The 19,889-nt window shown below is 47.8% G+C and carries 17 protein-coding genes; 4 read left to right on the top strand and 13 right to left on the bottom strand.

The features are described 5' to 3' along the window. Positions 1-71: 71 nt before the first annotated feature. Complete coding sequence (locus tag DK846_RS11280) at positions 72-2,111, top strand: AAA family ATPase (RefSeq protein ID WP_109969058.1); 2,040 nt, start codon at positions 72-74, stop codon at positions 2,109-2,111. 226 nt (positions 2,112-2,337) lie between these two features. Here DK846_RS11280 and DK846_RS11275 read toward each other — a convergent pair whose 3' ends face one another. The 12 genes from DK846_RS11275 to DK846_RS11220 form a co-directional block, all read right to left on the bottom strand. Beyond that, positions 2,338-3,324 (bottom strand): isocitrate/isopropylmalate dehydrogenase family protein, encoded by a 987-nt coding sequence (locus tag DK846_RS11275; RefSeq protein ID WP_109969057.1) that lies wholly within the window; start codon positions 3,322-3,324, stop codon positions 2,338-2,340. Continuing rightward, positions 3,321-4,118 carry a DUF7714 family protein gene (locus DK846_RS11270; RefSeq protein WP_109969056.1) on the bottom strand — a complete coding sequence of 266 codons (798 nt, stop codon included), beginning with the start codon at positions 4,116-4,118 and terminating at the stop codon, positions 3,321-3,323. Before DK846_RS11270 ends, DK846_RS11275 begins: the two co-directional genes overlap by 4 nt. Beyond that, complete coding sequence (locus DK846_RS11265; RefSeq protein ID WP_109969339.1) at positions 4,115-4,594, bottom strand: LeuD/DmdB family oxidoreductase small subunit; 480 nt, start codon at positions 4,592-4,594, stop codon at positions 4,115-4,117. Before DK846_RS11265 ends, DK846_RS11270 begins: the two co-directional genes overlap by 4 nt. A gap of 5 nt (positions 4,595-4,599) precedes the next feature. Continuing rightward, entirely contained in the window at positions 4,600-5,817 is a 1,218-nt protein-coding gene (locus DK846_RS11260; protein ID WP_109969055.1) for an aconitase/3-isopropylmalate dehydratase large subunit family protein, read from the bottom strand. Beyond that, the gene (locus DK846_RS11255) at positions 5,768-6,946 is read right to left on the bottom strand and encodes a homocitrate synthase family protein (protein WP_109969054.1); all 1,179 of its coding nucleotides are present in this window, start codon (positions 6,944-6,946) and stop codon (positions 5,768-5,770) included. Before DK846_RS11255 ends, DK846_RS11260 begins: the two co-directional genes overlap by 50 nt. Then, on the bottom strand, positions 6,927-8,096 hold the full coding sequence (locus tag DK846_RS11250) for a thiamine pyrophosphate-dependent enzyme (protein ID WP_245926530.1): 1,170 nt from the start codon (positions 8,094-8,096) through the stop codon (positions 6,927-6,929). Before DK846_RS11250 ends, DK846_RS11255 begins: the two co-directional genes overlap by 20 nt. Next, positions 8,069-9,043 (bottom strand): radical SAM protein, encoded by a 975-nt coding sequence (locus tag DK846_RS11245; protein WP_109969052.1) that lies wholly within the window; start codon positions 9,041-9,043, stop codon positions 8,069-8,071. The genes DK846_RS11250 and DK846_RS11245 overlap by 28 nt, the downstream gene beginning before the upstream one ends. Continuing rightward, complete coding sequence (gene mmp11, locus DK846_RS11240; RefSeq protein WP_109969051.1) at positions 9,033-9,992, bottom strand: methanogenesis marker protein 11; 960 nt, start codon at positions 9,990-9,992, stop codon at positions 9,033-9,035. The genes DK846_RS11245 and mmp11 overlap by 11 nt, the downstream gene beginning before the upstream one ends. 74 nt (positions 9,993-10,066) lie before the next feature. After that, entirely contained in the window at positions 10,067-12,175 is a 2,109-nt protein-coding gene (locus tag DK846_RS11235; protein ID WP_181391744.1) for a DUF262 domain-containing protein, read from the bottom strand. Positions 12,176-12,313: 138 nt separating this feature from the next. After that, the gene (locus tag DK846_RS11230; RefSeq protein WP_109969049.1) at positions 12,314-12,769 is read right to left on the bottom strand and encodes a ferritin-like domain-containing protein; all 456 of its coding nucleotides are present in this window, start codon (positions 12,767-12,769) and stop codon (positions 12,314-12,316) included. A gap of 231 nt (positions 12,770-13,000) precedes the next feature. Further along, a complete protein-coding gene (fhcD, locus tag DK846_RS11225; protein WP_109969048.1) occupies positions 13,001-13,891 on the bottom strand; it encodes a formylmethanofuran--tetrahydromethanopterin N-formyltransferase in 891 nt (296 codons plus the stop codon). Between the two features lie 79 nt (positions 13,892-13,970). Further along, on the bottom strand, positions 13,971-14,519 hold the full coding sequence (locus DK846_RS11220) for a hypothetical protein (RefSeq protein ID WP_109969047.1): 549 nt from the start codon (positions 14,517-14,519) through the stop codon (positions 13,971-13,973). Between the two features lie 202 nt (positions 14,520-14,721). On the opposite strand from DK846_RS11220, the gene DK846_RS11215 reads away from it, so the two are divergent. Next, the gene (locus DK846_RS11215; protein WP_109969046.1) at positions 14,722-16,188 is read left to right on the top strand and encodes a molybdopterin oxidoreductase family protein; all 1,467 of its coding nucleotides are present in this window, start codon (positions 14,722-14,724) and stop codon (positions 16,186-16,188) included. Between the two features lie 2 nt (positions 16,189-16,190). Continuing rightward, on the top strand, positions 16,191-17,432 hold the full coding sequence (locus DK846_RS11210; protein WP_109969045.1) for a Coenzyme F420 hydrogenase/dehydrogenase, beta subunit C-terminal domain: 1,242 nt from the start codon (positions 16,191-16,193) through the stop codon (positions 17,430-17,432). A 112-nt stretch (positions 17,433-17,544) separates the two neighbouring features. Here DK846_RS11210 and DK846_RS11205 read toward each other — a convergent pair whose 3' ends face one another. Beyond that, complete coding sequence (locus DK846_RS11205; RefSeq protein ID WP_109969044.1) at positions 17,545-17,892, bottom strand: hypothetical protein; 348 nt, start codon at positions 17,890-17,892, stop codon at positions 17,545-17,547. Between the two features lie 366 nt (positions 17,893-18,258). Here DK846_RS11205 and DK846_RS11200 point away from each other — a divergent pair, with 366 nt between their 5' ends. Then, on the top strand, positions 18,259-19,686 hold the full coding sequence (locus DK846_RS11200; protein WP_245926529.1) for an MFS transporter: 1,428 nt from the start codon (positions 18,259-18,261) through the stop codon (positions 19,684-19,686). Positions 19,687-19,889 lie beyond the last annotated feature (203 nt).

Below are 19,889 nucleotides of genomic sequence, written 5' to 3'. Positions count from 1 at the left end.
CACCCTGATCCCTTCCTGTTTCCTGACTACAGAACATAATCTCTTTTATTGTTCAAGATAACAGATATCGTATGCAGCTCACCGAGTTCAGGGTCCAGAACTATAAGATTATTAATGACACCGGCTGGATCCCGGTCGAGGATCTCACCATCTTTGTGGGGAAGAATGAATCAGGAAAGTCAGCTATTTTTCGAGCACTCTCAAAACTAAACCCTTCTGATGGTGAAGGATATGACGGACTGAAAGAATTTCCACGCCAGCGGTATGCAGAAGAGATAACAAAGACAGACTGGCCTGCTGCATCAGGCAGGTTCAGCCTCTCTCCCCGCGAACAGGAAGAGATCAGGGCACTTTCAGATCTCTGTAATGATGTACATGGGGTAGAGGTAACCCGGCATTACACCGGAAAATACAGTATTACATATAACCCAGATATCGGTGTTGAACTAGTCACTGCGAAAGATCTTACATACGTCATTGATGTGGCCATAGAGCAGTTCAGGAATCTAATAGCACCTGAAGGCAGGGGTGAAGTCCTTGGAAGGATCAAAGGTGAACTGCTCTCGATCCTGGAAGAACAAAAAGAAGTAGCATCAAACGCTGGACAGGTGCAGAAACGGCATATCACTGATCTTATCAATATGGTCAAGACCAGGGGAAATGAGCAGTGGCAACTTGAACTTATAAACCCAATTTGTGAGCCCATATACAGTCTTGTCAGGCAGATAGAAGTATACGAAAGTCTGATGGCTGCAAACCGGTATATCATCGATCACATCCCCAAATTCGTATACTTTGATCAATACAGCGTCATTGAGAGTGCAATCCATATTCCCACTTTTATTGCAACCCTGAAAAGTCACCCAGACAGCCCCAGCCTTCGGGCAACAAACTGTCTCTTCAGGCATGTCAACCTGGACCTTGACATCCTTGACAAACTCGGAACCCATAAGAATGCTACTGATGAAAACCCCATCATCCGCAGACAGGTGGATGAACGGTCAATTCTCCTCTCCACCGCATCCAACCAGATGAGCAGGAGATTTGAAAACTGGTGGGACCAACGTCGTATCAGGTTCAGGTATGATATCGATGGGGATTACTTCAGGGTGTGGGTATCAGATGACCTTGACACTTCAGAGATAGAGCTTGAGCAGCGGAGCGCCGGTCTTCAATACTTCTTCTCATTCTACCTGATCTTCCTTGTCGAATCAGGAGATGTATACCAGGACAGTATTCTTCTCCTGGATGAACCTGGTTTGCAGCTCCATCCAACAGCACAACAACATTCGGTGAAATTCTTTGAGAGACTTTCACAAGAGAACCAGATCATGTACTCAACTCATTCACCGTTTATGATCGATCTGGATCACCTCGAAAGGATCAGAACAGTGCATGAGAGTGAGGATGGCACAACCAGAGTCTCGGCCACTGAATGGCCGACTGATCATGAGTCTCTCTTCCCACTAGAGGCGGCCCTGGCATACCGGATTGCATCACGTACGTATATAGGAGGCAGGCAGCTTCTGGTCGAAGATATTGTGGATCTCTGGCTGCTTCAGGCAATGAACTACGCTGTCGAAAAGATCGGAAAATCAGGACTTGAACCTGGCATCACCATCACACCTGCCGGTGGTGCTGCAAACCTTATCCCGCTTGCAAGTCTCATCCGGTCCCATAAAAACCCGGTGTCAGTACTCCTTTCAGGGCAACATATCCCTGCAGATGCTCTAACAAGATTATCAGGAATGAATACTGAACGGGAAAAGTTCCTTCTTTTGTATAGTCAGATTACAGGGACGCCAGGCTCTACGATTGAGGATGTTTTCAACCACGACTACTATACCCGCTGTGTCAAGGATGTGTATCCAAACATGGTGGTCACATCGGGATCTGGGGAGAATTCTGGAGAGAGAGATGGTAACCAGGGAATTTTGCATGCAGTGAGTGAAGCTATCGACCGGAGACAGGGAGAGAAGTTTGAACGATGGAAGGTCGCGGAGACCCTGTCTGACCGGATATGCGAAGCACCGGGCATGGTTGACGATGAGACTGTTCAGCGGTTTGTACGATTGTTTGAAGAGATCAACAAAGCAACAAGGGCAGAATAATTTCAGAGATATCCGGTTTTAAAATCCCGGATACGTAGGAAATACCAGCATTAGCACTTACTTTTTTCCCTGAATGAGGACCTTGCGTGAAAGTCTGATGGTTTTTTTAGATTCAATCAAAAATAAGAACCTCCTTACTTTCAGAGTCAAAAATAGTGGTAAAGAATTGTAGTATCTTTGTGATGGAACAATCACACATAACACAGAGTGTCTTATAATAACCGGATCAGAGGTCAGGCCCCGGTATTTCTCGCATCCTGATGATCTCTTTTATCACAGCCTCACCAACCTCTTTCGTCCCAGCTTTCCCGCCAAGGTCAGGAGTTTTTATCCCGTCTGCAAGCACCTTCTGGATTGCAGCCTCTACAATCTTTGCATTCTCCCTCTCCTGAGCATACTTCAGGAGCAATGAGATACACCTGATAGCTGCAATGGGGTTCGCAATGCCTTTTCCTGCAATATCTGGAGCACTGCCGTGTACAGGCTCAAAAAGAGCATGGTCTTTTCCGATGTTTGCACTTGGAAGCATCCCAAGCCCTCCCTCAAGGTAGGCAGCAGCATCAGAAAGAATGTCACCAAAAATATTAGTGGTGACTATTACATCATACCGCTCCGGATGCTGGAGCACATCAAGAACCAGGGCATCAATGTATTTTTTGTCAACCGAGACATCGATTTTTTCTGCTTCTTCCTGGCAGATCCGAACGAAAAAGACATCTGACTTTAAGATGTTTGCCTTGTTACCAATTGTCAGATGACGTCTTCTTCTGCGGGCACATGAACTTGCAAACCGTGCTATTCTTCGTGAACCTTCCTCGGTCACCAGACGGATTGTGCAGGCCCGGTCCTTCTCCTCCCATTCAATCCCGGAATAGAGGCCTTCAGTATTCTCACGAACAATCAGGATATCAAAGCCTGACCCAAAAACCGGCCGTAAATTTGCATAGAGGTCAAGTTCCTTTCTGATGGTGAGAATGACACTTTTATATGCCGGATCAGGCGGTGTAGTGATAGCTCCGAAAAGGATCAGGTCTGCTTCCTTTAGGGCAGATCGGGTTGTCTGTGAGAGTGGATCACCGGTCCGCTTCCAGCACTCATATCCGAGATATACCTGACTGTACTCCCATTCAGGATGAAAAATCTTGAGGACATCAACTGCCGGTGCGATCACTTCAGGACCGATACCATCACCAGGTGCAACCACTACTTTCATCTGTTTTTCCTCTCATTCATCAATTCATACACCGCATCTGCAATCTGTTTCGGAGAGGCTCCCCAGTGTACAACCACGCCATACTTCCCGTTTATTGTCTGAACTCCCGTCCGTTCAGCCCTGCAGCACCGGGCAATGAACAGTTCTTCGTGAGCGGCATTTGCCGGACATATATCAATAACCGGGAAGTCTTTGCCATAACAATCAGAAAGGACCTGCCGTGCAGTCATACATCCTGCAACCTGTTCACTACCGGTGAGGTGATCTGAATCAATTGTCCTGGAAAAACCTCCAGCCCGGCAGGGAAAGACATCTGCTCCGGTCTCCCTGATATCCCGGACATGATACTCAAACTGGATCTCTAATTCACCAAAGAGTCCGGTTGCCTCAAGTGCCCTGATGGTCTCTGCAAGATGGGCTCTCGGTGGTGTCACATCATACACATGGACTGTAGAGAGGGCTCCAGGATCAGGATCACAGACGAAGGTCTTGTGCTCGTCAATGCCGGTAAAAATGGTACATCGTTTTCCGGTCTCTGCAGCCCGGCGAATCAGGTCACCCCGGTTATGCAAAATCACCCGCTCCGGGTACTGATAGACCTCATCAGCAGATGCAATCAGACTCACCGATTTAACCGGCCTCATCATACCGGACCCTTCCCCTGCCTCGACAGAGAGGATCTCAAAACCTTCCGGGACCTCGTGAAGGAGGTACTGTGAGAGAAAATAGACCTGATCACCTACCGGTTTTTCACCTGCATACCCGACACATTTGCAATGCGGTGGAAAGATCATCTGGAAAGTCTCCTTTTCCAGTACTCTACAAGACCACCGGCCTCCAGGATCTCCTGCATCCTGGGTGAGAGTGAGAGACATTCACGTGTTACCCTGTCTGTTCTCATCATCCCGGTCCTACAGTCATACGTAACCATCTCTCCGTTTGTACAGGGGAATTCTTCACATTCAAGCACCGGAATGCCTACGTTAATACAATTCCTGAAAAATATCCGTGCAAACGAAGGGGCAACAACAGCAAGAACTCCAGCCTCACGCAGGGCCATAACCGCCTGCTCACGAGAGGACCCACACCCCATATTCTTGCCTGCAACAAGCACACATCCTTTCAGACGGGGTGCAATGGTGGGATCCAGATCTTCAAAGGCATGTTCAGCCCAGACGCTTCGATCTTTGGTTCTGAGATACCTGCCTGCAATGACAAGGTCTGTATCAATATCCTCCCCGATGCAGACAGCCGGACCAGAACCTGCAATGAGGGTCATACAGCCTCCCTGGGATCAGCAATCTCCCCTGCTATTGCACTGGCTGCTGCAGTTGATGGCGAAGAGAGGTAATAGGATGCACCAACACCCATCCGATTTCTAAAGTTCCGGTTCGCAGTTGAGAGCCCGACCTCTCCATCGCCAAGCACTCCCATATGAGCACCAAGACATGGCCCACACCCGGGAGAACACACCGTGCAACCGGCAGCAACAAGGGTTGCCAAAACACCCGATGTGGCAGCCTGCAGGTAATCAGCTTGTGATGCAGGAACAACAATGGTTCTGACTGCCACAGATTTCCCATCCAGAATTGCTGCTGCACGGGCCAGGTCTTCAAACCTCCCATTCGTACAGGTCCCGATAAAGACCTGATCGAGAGGGGTTCCTGCAAGTTCAGATACGGATTTTACGGTATCAACCCGGTGGGGAACAGCAAGACACGGTTCTAAGTCATCAAGCTCCCACCAAATCTCTTGAGTATAAAACGGTTCATCGTGAGGTTTTTGATCCTGGCAGGTCTGCCCGTATCTGGCAAGGTATTCCCGGGTAATTCTGTCTGCATACCAGAGACCGGTCTTTGCCCCGGCTTCAACAGCCATGTTACTAAGCGTGAGCCTGCCTTCCATTGGGATTTCTGATGTCGAATCAACACGAAACTCAAGGCTCTTGTACGTAGCACCATCCATCCCCAGATTTGCAACATAACAGAGTGCAAGATCCTTGTACTCAACACCTTTTCCCAAAGTCCCGGAGATGTAGAGTGCAATGCTTTCAGGAACCCGGAGCCATGTCTCTCCTGATACCCAGATTCCTGCCATATCACTAGCCCCGACTCCGGTCGCAAATGCACCAAGGGCCCCAAGTGTACAGGAATGTGAATCAGCACCAATGACAACTTCACCGGGAAGAACACGTCCTTCAGCCATGTACTGGTGACAGATACCACCACCGATGTCAGAGAAGTGCATACCGGACTTTGTTGCAAAATCCCGGAGTTCACGGTGAAGATCAGCAGTCTGGCTGGTATTGGCAGGGGCGATGTGATCATAAATCACATAGCAGGCTTCAGGGTTTACAATCCCCGGAGCTCCCATTTCATCATAAATTATCTTGGCCTGAATACCGGTACCGTCATGACAGAATGCTTTGTCAATCTGTTTGTCACTAAAACTTCCGGCCTGAGCACCCAGTATCTTCTCTGACAGAGTTTCCATTGATAATCTCCTTTCCGGTTTCGTTTCGAATGATATCCTGCAGAATCTGTGGGGATATGACACACTTGCCTTCGCTCTGTTTCTTGATCTCTTCAAGAACTTTCATGATCTCATCATCAGGGAGTTGATACCCGAATGTCGTGAGAATGTGAGTGAGGGCTCGTTTTCCGGTGTGTTTTCCAAGAATGAACTGCCGATCCAGTCCAAGGAGCTGCGGCGGAACAAACTCGTACGTTTCAGGATTTTCTAGAATAGCAGCGATGTGAATCCCACTCTCATGTGCAAATGCATTTGACCCGACCACCGGCTTGGTCGCAGGCATCATGATCCCGGTATACTGCTGGATCTTCTTAGAAAGAGCAGGAATCTGGGTCATATCATACCGGCTGATTCCTCCTTTCAGAGCGAGTGTAACAAGCACCTCTTCGAGGCTGGCGTTTCCAGCCCGCTCACCAAGCCCGTTCACCGTTGTGTGCAACTGGTAGGCACCAAGCTCGGCTGCGATGATTGTGTTTGCCGTGGCACATCCAAGGTCATTATGACTATGCATCGCTATCGGAACCGGTACATTCCTGACGAGTTCAGGGATGATTGTGGCTACCTCAAGTGGGGTAAGTCGTCCGGTGGTGTCTGCAAAGGTGACATAACTAGCCTTATGCTCTGCAGCCTGCCTGTAGATGTCTATGAGAACCGGAAGTGGTGTCCGGGAAGCATCCTCGGCACCGAACCTGACAATGAGTCCGTGATCAATGGCGTAATCACATTGCGTGAGGGCATTTGCAACAACCTCTTCCCGAGACTTTTTGTATTTATGTTTGATATGGAGGTCTGATGTGGCTACAAACAGACCGATCATGTCAACTTCGGCATCAAGGGCTGCATCAACATCCTCACGACAAGCTCGTGAAAGTCCGCATATCTTTGCATCAAGGCCCATTCGGGAGACAGATCGCACAATCTCCTTTTCATGGACCGAAACGATTGGAAATCCGGCCTCTATCACCTCGACACCGGTTGCGTCAAGGCGCTGAGCGATATCCTGCTTTTCTTCAAGTGTGAACGAGACTCCGGGGGTCTGTTCACCGTCGCGGAGTGTTACGTCACAGATCTCAACATGCCACGGTTTCATGATCAATCTCCTCAGGACAAGAGCCATAGACAAGTACTGTCATCGGCCGTTTTGGGATGGTTAACAATTCTTCGAGATGTTTCAGGTCTTTTACATCACAGACCTGCGGATGAGCAAAGCCCAGGTATGGCAGGGGATCAGGGACCGGCTGACCACCAGTCATTCCCATACACTGGTTTACCATCACAATGCAGAGGAGAGGCAACCCTTCCTGGTATACTTCCATCAGTCCCTGCAGCCCAGAATGTAAAAGAGCGTAATCCCCAATCAGTGCAGCATTACCGGAAGATGCAGCAACTGCGACAGCCGAGCCCATGCCGTAGCAAGCGACCCCAAACGAGTAGGGTGGGTTCATTGCAATAAGACTGCAACCGGTATCGCAGACTGCTGACATTCCTTTCTTTGCCATCAGTTCAAACATCGATCTGAACGGACAGTCAGCACAAAGACCTAGAGTGCTGCCACGCTCTTTCCGGTTCTGCGGTGCTGATGATGACTGAACCGGAGGAAGAGGATGTGGTGCAAGACCCGCTTTCTGTATGAGGGTAGAACCTGCAGCTGCACGGACTGCTCTGCCGTACATCGTCAGGGCAGGATCAGCAAGACCTGTGGCCGGGTTGTTTTCCGGACAAACTAATCCAGAAGGTGAGGTATTGGCAGGCTGACTTATCTCTTCTGCACTGACCCGCAAAAGAGCAACCCGTGAATACTGCTCGGAGGCACATAAGGCATCGCTGACTCCTGACTCTGAAATACCTGAAAGAACAGGAATGGAAGCAACCAGGCCAAAGTACCGGGAGTCCTGTACGGTCATGGTGTTTTTCGCGGTCGGGTCATCACCGCAAATGATGATAACACCGGCTCTGATACCCTGAAATGTCGCATGTACCAGGGGATCGACAAGGGCATTCATACCTACATGTTTCACGATAACACAGGCACGTCTGCCAGCCAGGGAATCACCAATTGCCAGTTCAAGGGCAACTTTTTCGTTGATGACAAGCTTTGCACCAGACCGGTCTGCCAGAGAAGATACCGGATAGCCGGGAACCGCATAGATTCGGTCAGTACACGACCTGATGGTGCGAACAAGCAGATCTTCACCTGATTCACCGGGAGACATCATTCCCTCCCCGGGATCATATCGCATCCCATACATGCCGGACACATCGTCAGGGCCATCGAGGGGTCAAGCCCTGATTTTTTCAGAGCAGCCTCAAGGTACCTGAATATGAGTTCGATTCGAGCTGCATCCGGCCTTGTGAACTCACTGAGTTCTGCAATAGGGTTGAGCGGCCTGATAACCGGAATCACTCCATCCTGACAGAGCGAGTCGATGCAATCCTGCATCTCGGCATCACTCTCTCCAAGCCCGAGGATAATGTTTGAGAAGACATGCCCTCTTCCAAAGAGCCTGACGGATTCCCGGAGGATATCTCTGATAGAGCCAAATGAGAGTCCCGGACACATTGCAGTAAAGAGGTCCGGTGTTGCAGCCTCAAGGTTGAATTTTACCTCAGCTGCCCCTGCTTGCTTGAGTCTTGCCGGAGTCTGCAGGGTAGGATAGATTGAGACACCGATGGGGACGTTAAACCTGGTGAGACGCGAGACAACCTTCACAGCGTATGCTTCTTCTTCTTCTATGCTCTCCAGAACACCGGAGGTCAGGGAGATCGCATCAATTTTTCCATATACAGATTCAACAAGGCTCTCGATCTCTTCTAGAGTCTTCCGGCTTCCCTTCAGCACCGGGACATTACAATACCGGCAGGAGAAGATGCAGCTCGGTGTGATGGTGATGTATGCCTGTCTCGGGCAGTGAAGGGCAGGATGCTCAAGCACTCCGGAAAATTTCTCTCCGTCAATGGTGAGTTCTACCCTTCCTTCGCCGAGATGTTTTATCTGAACCGGAGATGCATCAGCCAGTGAGAGTCTGACACGATGACTCCCATTTGAGAAGAAGAGGGAGCCTCTGCCCCCTGCTCCCGGACCGGCAGTTGAACGGGTAACATACTCATCTATTGGTTCACCGGTGACCTGTGCCGTTCCGATTGCGAGTAATCGCGCTTTTAGATCTACCCACTGGTTAAGGTCCATAGAGTTCCAGTGCCTCATCATACCGGGTGTAGAACGGGATAGCGGCTAATGCTCCCGTAATTCCACGGCCATTCATGATAATCCGGAGATTTCCACCTTCCAGCCGGCCTGCCTCATCCGGTTCCACCTGACCACGCTTGACCTTCTCACCGAATGCAAGAAGAGTATCTGGAGAAAAGCCGGTATACACAGCCATGCCTGTTTTTTCTGATAGTGTGTACTTTTTGAGTAGCCCGGCAAAACGGTCAATGAGGTCCTGCGGGTTTGTAGATGCAAACTCGGCGACAACTCCGACACAGTTCTTGGTTCTGAATGGCACCGGGAAGAGTTGAACTATGGTATGTGAGAGATAGCGGTGGGGACCCGCATTCTTTGGATCGCCGGTCACAGCACGGGCGATATTGTGGACCAGGGTCCAGGTTGCACCCTGTTCTGGAGTATCGGTGTCATCAACCCCGATAAGCACTCTCGTATTTCTGGCAAAGGTCAGTGTAGATCCTGCAACCTTCCCTCCCCCTGATTCCTCGCATTCTGAAGAAATGACACCTGCAGCTGTAGCACGACAGATGGTGGCACCAACCCCTCCACCGCCCATACCCCGGTACGAGATCTGGATTGTTGAATCAGAGAGACTGACTGCACAGATGCCTGCCGGAAACCGTGAGCCTTCAAGATTGAGATCAACAGCACCGGTCTTCAGGATATACCGGTTCGTCGAACCGACAGTCCTGACTGAGGTGACAAGCGGGCTCTTGGCATAATGCTTCTTCACCCACATCGCACCACCGATACAGTCAAAACATTCGATGAGTTCAACCTGACTACCATCTTCAGACGCCAGAGCGGTAATCCAGGGATAATGAATAATATATGGATCTACCAGGTTCACTTCAGTAGATCTGGCTTTGGATGAAAGTTCTTCAGTAGTTGTCTGAATAGAAGGGTTCATTTTTTGTCGCCGAAAATTTCGTTACCAGAATTTTCGGTATCAAACTAAATAAACTCTCTCCCTGGAAAAAAGGATTAATGATATGTTACTTCTAATGACCAGGAATCATCATTCCAGCCAACCAGACGAATCATTCCCATACACATATCACGGATTTGGTATCTTCCAAACCGGGACTTGAATGTGTACGGACCTACCGATGATTTATAACGGGACGAATCATCTGAAAAGTACCCCGGCCATTCACGTACAATACGCTCAAACTTCTGTGGTTCTGCTTCGTAGATTGCCCGGACGGTAACCTCAAGAACCTGGTACCAGAATTTAACTGCATGGGCTGTTCCCTGCACGGTGACCATTACAGGTTTTGCTGTCTTTGGGATATCCCCAAACCGAAGCCCGGGAACAGACTCTTCCTGTATCACAACAGGGGGGGCGATTTTAGCCTGGTACGGCCAGATTTTTTTACAAAACGCAGCTAGGACACCGGACCGTTGATCAATCTGGAATTTACGCCAGAGTTTGATCCCTTTCATTGATGAATTAAGAAGGTGCGTATCAAGGGCATACCATGCCTTCTTTGTATCAAAATCAGCGTTTAAAATGGAAGAATTTTCCATCGTGAGAGTCAGGTTGCCAAGACGATGGAGGTAATCCTGGTGAACGGTCTGCCAGTCTGATCCCAGGTGATCCTGCCACCATGCAGTCAGTGCAATAGGCATGATATGATCAATCATCTGCTCAGATGGCGTATCATCGAAGAGATCGATACCTGCTGATGCCTCTGATGCCGGTGACTGATCAGAGAAGTACGTTTCAAGGGCCGTCATTACTACCCAGGCATTGGTATTCTCAGTATCAGGATGGTAGAGATCGCTGTATCTCAGGTGATCATCAAACTCATCATCATCAGGCATCCGGTACGGCTCTTCAAGCCGTATAAAGAACGAGGAAACCTGATCCTGAACCGGTCCTCCATCCTTGTTAATCGTTCTGCACAGAAGCGAGAAGACCTCTTCATACCCGACATCAGATCTCCCGCACACTGCGCGTCTGACCAGGTATGTCTCAACCTGTTTTAAGACGGCAGAAAACTGGTCATCAGCAAGTTCAATCCCGTTTTTGTACTCAGGATCATTCCATCCAAAACAGTCCATCAGGAATGGGGCGGTAACATCTGATCCGAGCAGTTTGATCCTGCCAAGATGTCGCCTGATCTCTTCTGATATAACCTTCTCAAGCGGGAGAAGTTCAGGTTGAAGCAGACGGAGATAGTAATCAGAGAACCGGTTGATATCCTGCAGAAGGCCTTTAATCTCATCAGGAGGTGCACCAAGAAACGTTCTCCTGATCGATTCAAAGATCTCTCCTGAACGGATAGTATCACCAGCCCTCATGCAAAAGTATCGAAGAAAGCGTGAGATGAGATCCTGATGGTTCCCAAACCTCTCTTCCATTGGTTTCCAGAACTGATCATACTGGCTCTCAGCAACCTCAGGTGACTCCAGACTTGCGAAAAAGAAGTTTCTGATGAGATCTGACTCTTCAAGCGGAACGCCACGGTAGTTGAGGGCCTCAAACACCTGATTGGGATTTTCTCCCTGGTCAAGTTCAATGTAAACAACACAGAGATCCTCAGTGATCACCTGCTGCAGAGATGTGATGTCAAGATCATGTGATTCGTCTATCTTGCGCCAGAAGAAATCAAAACACTCAACAATCCGGGAGTCGTGCTCGAAGTTATAGTCCTCATCAAAGATGTGATACAGGGATGCCTTATCTACCCGGGTGGGAATGACCACATATTGTCCTTCTCCACTTCGCGGACTATTTTTAAGGAAGTCAGAGATCTGTTCGTATAGTTCGTTGACACCACGTTCTTTCGCAAACGCACGAATCACCGCGAGGATGATACTGATGGTGGTTATCCGCTGCTGACCGTCGATAATAGTATATTTGTCAAGATTTTTCTCGTACTCCCTGACCACAACGATGGATCCGAGAAACCTGTCAGGTATCTTATCCCGCGGACTTCCCACTTTCAATGAGTATTGTTCGGTGATGTCTGACCAGAGCTGATCCCATTGAGCTCGTGACCATACATACGGCCGCTGAAAAAGCGGCACCACATACTGTTTCGCACCGTTATATAGATCCCAGACTGAAGACTTCGCCGCCTTCATCGTACACATCCCCCAAGATCATATCGTATTCTGATCCCATAGTCTCACCGGAATGGATCTGAGAGTAATACTGATTCAGGAGTATCGTGTGCCACCGGAAATAGAGCCTGTGTAAAGAGATTACAGAAAAAAAAGAAATTACCAGGCCTCTACAAAGGCCGAATTGGTATAAATATCTTCAAGCCGTGCCTTGTGTCCAAGTTCCATCTTGGAGAGTTCGGCAAAGAGTTTTTTCTGTTCTGCATCAGTACTTGCATCAGAGAGTTTCTGGTACATGTGCATTGCATCCTCTTCCTTCTTGATTGCAATCTTGAGGCCGTCAAGAGGCTTTAACTCGGTTGTCAGGGCAGGTGCCTCAATAATGTCTGAAAGGTGGTAATCCTTGACCTCATCAAACTTAAGCTCCTTCTTTGCGCCACTGAGGTACTCCTGAAGGGTCTTGCGGTGATAGGTTTCCTGCTCTGCAAGTTCAAGGAATGTACCTTTGAGAGCTGCATCAGTTACCCGTTCTGAAACGGTCTTGTAAAAGGTGTATGACTCAACTTCCTTGTCGATTGCATCCAGCAGGACCTTTTTGAATTCGTCATGTTTCATGTGTTATCATCCTCGAGATAACGTATCAGACAGGCTTAGGTAGATCAACCACACAGATCTCCCAAGCTTTCCACAGGATCTTGTTTGTTCGAGGTATCTTTTAAGCGTTTTGGGATGAATCTACTGATATTTTAGCGAAAAAAAAAAGAAATATCCGGATTTATCCGGATATTTGCCTCATGACTGATATCTCACCAGTCATGCCGATAGTATATACTCCTAAAAATTCTCTTATGCAAGGATTTCGTGGAGTTTGAGCTGGAAGGGTCCGAGTTTTCCTTCGTAGTTGCCTGCGCTGATAAAGGTTACACCCGGAACTTTTACTGCAGCCTTGATACCGGCAGCCATTGCCTTCTTTACTGCTGCTTCGTCAACACCGTTGATAACGAGTTCGTAGATAGACTTGACGCCTTCTGGAACCTTGGTGTCTGGAACCTTGTCTCTGATGCTTGGGCAGTACTGCTCGTTGGTTGTTGCCGGGATTGGGAACTTGTAGTTCTTGGACCCGACCTTGGATCCTGATGCAACAATTCCGCCTGGGAAGCTGGTGATAGTTCCCTTGACTTCGAGGATTGCATCAGATGCAGCCTGTGCACCAAGAAGTGCAGCCATCTGGTTCTCTGCCATGACAAAGAAGTTGCCACCTGCAACACCCTTGACCATACCGAAGACCTCTTCTCCAACATAGTCGCCTTCCATGATTGGGATCTTCCAGCAGGCACGCCCGCCGATCTCAACCTTGGACTCGAACTTGTCACCAAAGAAGTGAATCTTGATATCGAACTTCTCTTCAGCCTCCGGAAGGCCATTGAAGACAGAGGTGGTTGCTGCAGTAAGAACGCACTCTGCGATACGTTCCATAACCTGCTCTGGAAGTTTCTTCTTTGAGGCACAGATCATAATTGAGACGCCCGGGCGTCCGTCCGGAGTCTCGTCACCGCTGAGGTATCCCTCAATGCCTGCCTCACAGGGACAGCCGATAGCTGAGGTTGCAAAGCCGGTTGCCTCAGTAGCAGCCTTCATAGCGTATTCCCGGGTTACAGCGGTAATAATTACGCGGGAAACCCAGATGGGGAATCCTTCTGCAAATGTGTTGTCAATCGTTACACCGTTCAGTTCCATTACGGATCCTCTGTTCTGAGGTCAGCCGGATATCCCAATAATGGTTTCTTATTGGATCCAGGTAAAGTCAAAAGACATTTTATAAAGGTTCTGGAAAACCACAGGCCTGTAAGACCTCAGTGCCTGATAATGGAACTGACTGGGCAGATTTCATACCAAGAGCTGATAGTGCCAGAATGGAACTTGGAAGTTGAATCCCGTACAGGTCAACAACCTTGACCGGGTGATCATATTTTTGTACTATTTTTCTGACTGTACCTCGGTCAATGATAATTCCGAGTTGGTCAAGAATATGTGAAGTGTACGAGTATGAGTAGGTATGGGAGAGCACCAGACATAAGTCTATGATAGGAGAGCCAAACCTGCTGCTTTCATAAAAGGGAGCATCAGCATAACAGAGATGCCCACAATCCCTGCAATGGAATCTCTTAACGTATACATTAATATGAGAGATTCCATCTTTTGTTTTTATAGTCGAGAAGCGCCGTTTTTTGAGATCGTGAGATATTAATTGACCAGAGCAAATCGGGCATCCGGAAGTGTGCAAAAACTGGACTTCCGAGACTCCTGACACAGCATAATAGATACAATCAGCAATTATTGGAGGAATGAGAAGATCTTTATTCATAATTCATACAAGATATATAGGTCATGAAGGCAAATATATGAGATCGGACATCTCATTATCTTCATCTCTGAAAAACCGACTCGCTTTTTTGAATCACTCAAAATTTTTGAAGTTACCCATCAATAATCACCAAGTTTGTTGAACTTATATCATAAGTTCATATAATTCCTAATGAAACCTGTTATTGCAACGGAGCGATGTAATGAACCTTAAATACGTCCAGACAACCTGTCCGTTCTGCGGAACTGGTTGTTCTATGAACCTTGCGGTTGTGGATGGGGTAGTATCAGGAACTCAGCCATACCACCGCTCACCTGTAAATGAGGGAAGACTCTGCATTAAGGGTGGGTTTTGTGAAGAGTACCTAAGCAGCCCCGACCGCATCAAGAAGCCATTGATTAGAAAAGACGGGCGTCTTCAGGAAGTTTCCTGGGAAGAGGCAATTTCTTTCACAGCACAAAAACTCAAAGAATTCAAACCCGATGAAGTGGCATGTATTGCATCAGCCAGAACCACAAATGAAGACATCTATGCAATGGTCAAACTTGCAAAAGATGTAATTAAAACCGGGAACATTGACAATACCCAGAGTTGTCTCAACTCTGCCATTGGGACAGGAATTGCAAAATCAGTAGGATTTGATGCATCCACCTGCTCAATCGACTCTATCCTTTCAGCAAAAGTGATCGTAGTTGTCGGTGCTAACCTGTACGTTCAGAATCCAATTCTTATCAGCCAGATAACATCAGCACAGAAATCCGGTGCAAAGATTCTGTATGCATCTTCAGTAGCAAATCCAACCGGAAACCTTGCTGATGAAGTTGTAACCTACAAGGAATCAGCCGGAACTGCATTCATCAACGCTCTTGCAGCTGAAGTCATTAAATCAGGCAAGTACGACAAGGCTGCTGAGAAGATTGCAGGATTTGCTGACTTCAAAAAGTCAGTAGCATCAGCAACTGCAGATGCAGCCGGTGTCTCTGAGGAGTCTATCAAATCAGCGGCTGAACTTATCACATCAGGCAAGGGCGTCTTTGCATTCTCACCAACTGCTCTTACTGAAGCCGGGTCACGGGCAATGGCAAACCTTGCAATCCTCACCGGTAACGCTGATGGAATATTAGTTCTCCGCAGCCGCAACAACGGCCAGGGAGCTGTTGATGTCGGAGCAGTTCCGGCAGAAGGAAGCGGATTTGCAGCAGTCCTTGCAGGCAAGGCTAAAGCAGTCTATATGGGCGGAGACAACCCGAAGGTCTGCGAATGCGGATACCCGGTAACCATTGAAGCACTCAAGAAGGCAAGCCTTGTCATCTTACAGGATAGCCTTGCAGGACCATTCATGGATGTTGCCCATGTCGTACTTCCAGCTGCAGCTCTTCCAGAAAAGGATGGGACCCAGACCAACACAGAACGCAGAATCCAGCGTGTCCACAAGGCTGCAGATGCTCCGGAACTGGCAACTGCCGACTGGAAGATCACAGCAGACATTGCAGCAGCAATGGGCAAGGACTTTGGATGGAAGTCCTGTGAAGATGTATTTGCAGAAATGATCGCATCAGTTCCGGCATACAAAGGTATCAGCCTGGAACAGACCGACAAACCAGAAGCAGTAATGATTAAAGAGTCAGCCAAGCCGGCCTTTACTGTTGCAGTTGACAAGGAGGCCTGAACATGGCAGCGAAAGGCGAAATGGTATATGCATGGGCTAAAGATGCTGAGACACTCAAGAAAGGAGAGTGTGGAGGAGCAATCACTGCCCTGCTGAAGTACGCACTTGAGAGCAAGACTGTTGATGCAGTTGTCGCAATCAAGAAGGGTAAAGACCTGTACGATGCAGTACCTGCCGTCATTACCGACCCTGCAGAGATTCTCACAACTGCCGGATCACTCCACTGTGGTACCCTTCTGCTTCCAAAGATCATCAAGAAGTACCTGAACGGTGCTAAGGACAGTAAACTCGCGGTTACCTGTAAGGGTTGCGACGCAATGGCCTTTTACGAGATGGCAAAGCGGAACCAGATCAACCTTGACAACGTTATCCTGATCGGTGTCAACTGTGGAGGATCTGTAAGTCCGGTCGATGCACGCCGGATGATCTCAGAGAAGTTCGAGGTTGACCCTGATGTTGTTCACAAGGAAGAGATCGACAAGGGTCAGTTCATCATCGAGTTCGAGGGCGGTCACAAGGGAATCAAGATTGAGGAACTTGAAGAAGAAGGATACGGACGCAGGTCTAACTGTCGCCGCTGCAAGATGAAAGTTCCACGTCAGGCTGATCTTGCCTGTGGTAACTGGGGAGTCTTTGGTGAGAAGGCAGGAAAGGCAACCTTCATTGAAATCTGCTCTGAGAAGGGAGCAAATCTCCTGAACGGTGCCCAGTCGAGCGGAGCTGTCGAGACCTGTGCACCAGATCCAAAGGGTATTGATATCAGGGGCAAAGTCGAGAAAGCAATGCTTAAACTCGGTGAAGAGTGGCGTCATCGCGACTTTGAAGGCCTTGGTGCTGGAAAAGACCGGCTCCAGAAGATCATGACCGAGAGCTCACGGTGCATCAGATGCTACCAGTGTATCGACAACTGTCCGATCTGTTACTGTATCGAGTGCTCTACCAAGAAACCATGGTACATTCCGGAAGGTACAGTGCCACCAGGCTTCATGTTCCACTTGATCAGATTCGCACACATCTCTGACTCCTGTATCAACTGTGGACAGTGTGAAGAACTCTGTGCAGTGGACATTCCAAATGCACTCTTCATGCATGCACAACAGGTTGAGATCGAGAAGATGTTCAAGCATGTTCCAGGCCGTGACATGACCCCGCCAATCCATGCACTCGCAGAAGAGAGGGCAGAACGTGCACGTCTTGAGGCAACCGGTTCAGACATGATCTATGATAATGTCTTTTCCGAATAAACCATCCTTTTTTAAACGGTTCATCCAGGTATAGACCTCCAATTCTCTGGATACTTTTTATCAGTTTTACCAGAAAAGAAATCTAAAATGGATATAGTCCGGATTATAGGATTTAGGAATACCGCTGATGAATCCTGAACAGCAGAAAAGTGATAGAGGCTGCATATAATACCTGGAGCAGAAGATTTGGAGTAATGCCAAGAGCGGTAAAGATGATGACTGCATACACAGGGGTGAGCAGAGAAACAAGGTCGAGTTTCTTTTTCTTCACCGCCAGGTAAGCAAGTACAATGGATCCTGCAATACAGCCCCAGAAGAAGGTTCCTGGATCTTCGATGATCCTGAGTTCTGACAGAATCAAGGCGACCACAATTCCTCCCCATACAAGTGCCAGAACTGCTGCCGATAATATCTTCTCTTTACGAGAGAGTGATTTCAGGACCTGAAGATCGATATTCATGCTCCTGATCCGTTCGTCTGGATAGTTTATAGCCTCATGCAATTGTCAGGAAACTCAGAATAGCATCCGCATTTTTAAAGTAATCTGCATGTTTACATCCGGGATACACGATCAGCTCTCTCATTTTTTCCATACACCCGTATTTCCACTCGTGAGGTGAGAATCCGATTGATAATTTTCAGGCATACATGTATGGCACTTGGATATATGAGATCTATCCTGATTACTGATATTTAAGCCTGAAAATTTGATTTTCGAGGCTGAATTACCATTATATAGGAACATGTTGACTCTTAACCCTCATGACTTTGCGAAACAAATTTTGCATGACTTGTTGTCGGTACCATAGTCTGAAGGTGTGACAGTTTGTCTGAAGCTGCTGCAATTGCGAAGAGAGATGCTGCGTTGTGTCATCTTCTTGATTGTTCACATCTTACGCCGACTCACTGGAGAATTTGGATCCTATCCGCAATGGGAATTTTTCTCGATGGATATGATCTTTTTATTATCTCAATTGCCCTCCCGTTGATCATCAGGGACCTCTCACCAACTCCTCTTCTTTTGGGAGCTATTGGATCTGCTGCCGTTATAGGGGCAATATTTGGTGCAGCAATTGGTGGTATTCTCACAGACAGGTTTGGGAGAAAATCAATCTATATCGTCGATCTCTTCCTGTTCATCATTTTTTCATTTTGTTGCGGTATTGCGTGGGACATATCCTCTCTCATCATCTTCCGCCTGCTCCTTGGTGTGGGTGTTGGTGCTGATTACCCGATATGTGCTTCATATATCTCTGAGTTTATGCCTGTAGCGCTCAGAGGCAGAATGCTTATTGGAGCATTTGCATTTCAGGCAGTCGGAATGTTTGCCGCTGCAATCGTTGGGCTTGTTACCCTCTTTATATACCCTGATCCGTCATCCTGGAGATGGATGCTGATATCAGGAGCAATTCCGGCTATAATCGTTTTAATAGCAAGGGCAACTGTCCCGGAGAGTCCCCGGTGGTATCTCGGACAGGGACTTTTCAGGCAGGCAGCGAGTGTTATCTGTCGTATTATCCCACATAAAGAGGATAAAATCAGGGACTGCGTTGAAAGACAGGATAAAGAGCCAATCAATACCATACAAGAGCACTCTGAATTTTCAATTCTCTTTTCGAAAGAATATCGGAAGAGAACAATCCTGGCCACCATTCCCTGGTTTTTAATGGATATAGCAATGTATGGTGTCGGGATATTTCTCCCGATACTGCTTGCAGGACTTCTCTTCACAAATAAAGGAGGAACCGGTCTTGATGAGATATACCAGTCAATAGCCGGATCTGCATTCCTTGATATCTTCCTGCTCGCGGGTTTTCTGCTCAATATGCGGTATGTTGACAAGATAGGGAGAATCAAACTTCAGATCTATGGTTTTATTGGTATGACCCTTGGCATGCTCCTTATCCTGATGGCGTGGATGTCTGGGAGCAACATCTATCTCATCTTCAGCGGATTCATTTTCTTCAATCTGCTTTTAAATCTCGGGCCTAATGCAACCACGTTCATCCTGCCGGTTGAACTCTTTCCAACAAGAGTTCGCGGATCAGCTCATGGACTAGCTTCAGCAGTTGCAAAAGCCGGTGCTGCCGTGGGAATTTTCCTTATCCCCATTGTCCAGAATATTGCAGGTATTGGAGGTGTTCTTGTGGTAATAGGGATTGTATCACTCGCAGGACTTCTTGTGACAGTGATCTTTAGAATAGAAACAAAAGGACAATCACTTGACGATATTGATCCAGGAGTTTTTGGATAGATTAAAAAGAGAACAAGAGAAGGAAACAAAATCAGGATTGGCAGAGGAGGATAATATCGAATATCAGGGTCCTGGTTGTGTATTACTCCATCAAACCATGAAAGGTAACAAATTCAGTTTTTTCTTCAATACCCGGTTTTATCTGATTATTCTATCCAATCATTCCTTTTTCACCGAATAATCATGAGATGCGAGGGTAATAT

The organism is Methanospirillum lacunae, assembly GCF_003173355.1.
GTDB classification, from domain to species: domain Archaea; phylum Halobacteriota; class Methanomicrobia; order Methanomicrobiales; family Methanospirillaceae; genus Methanospirillum; species Methanospirillum lacunae.
Note: the sequence above shows the minus strand (reverse complement) of the source record. Positions and strands in the feature narration are given on the sequence as shown.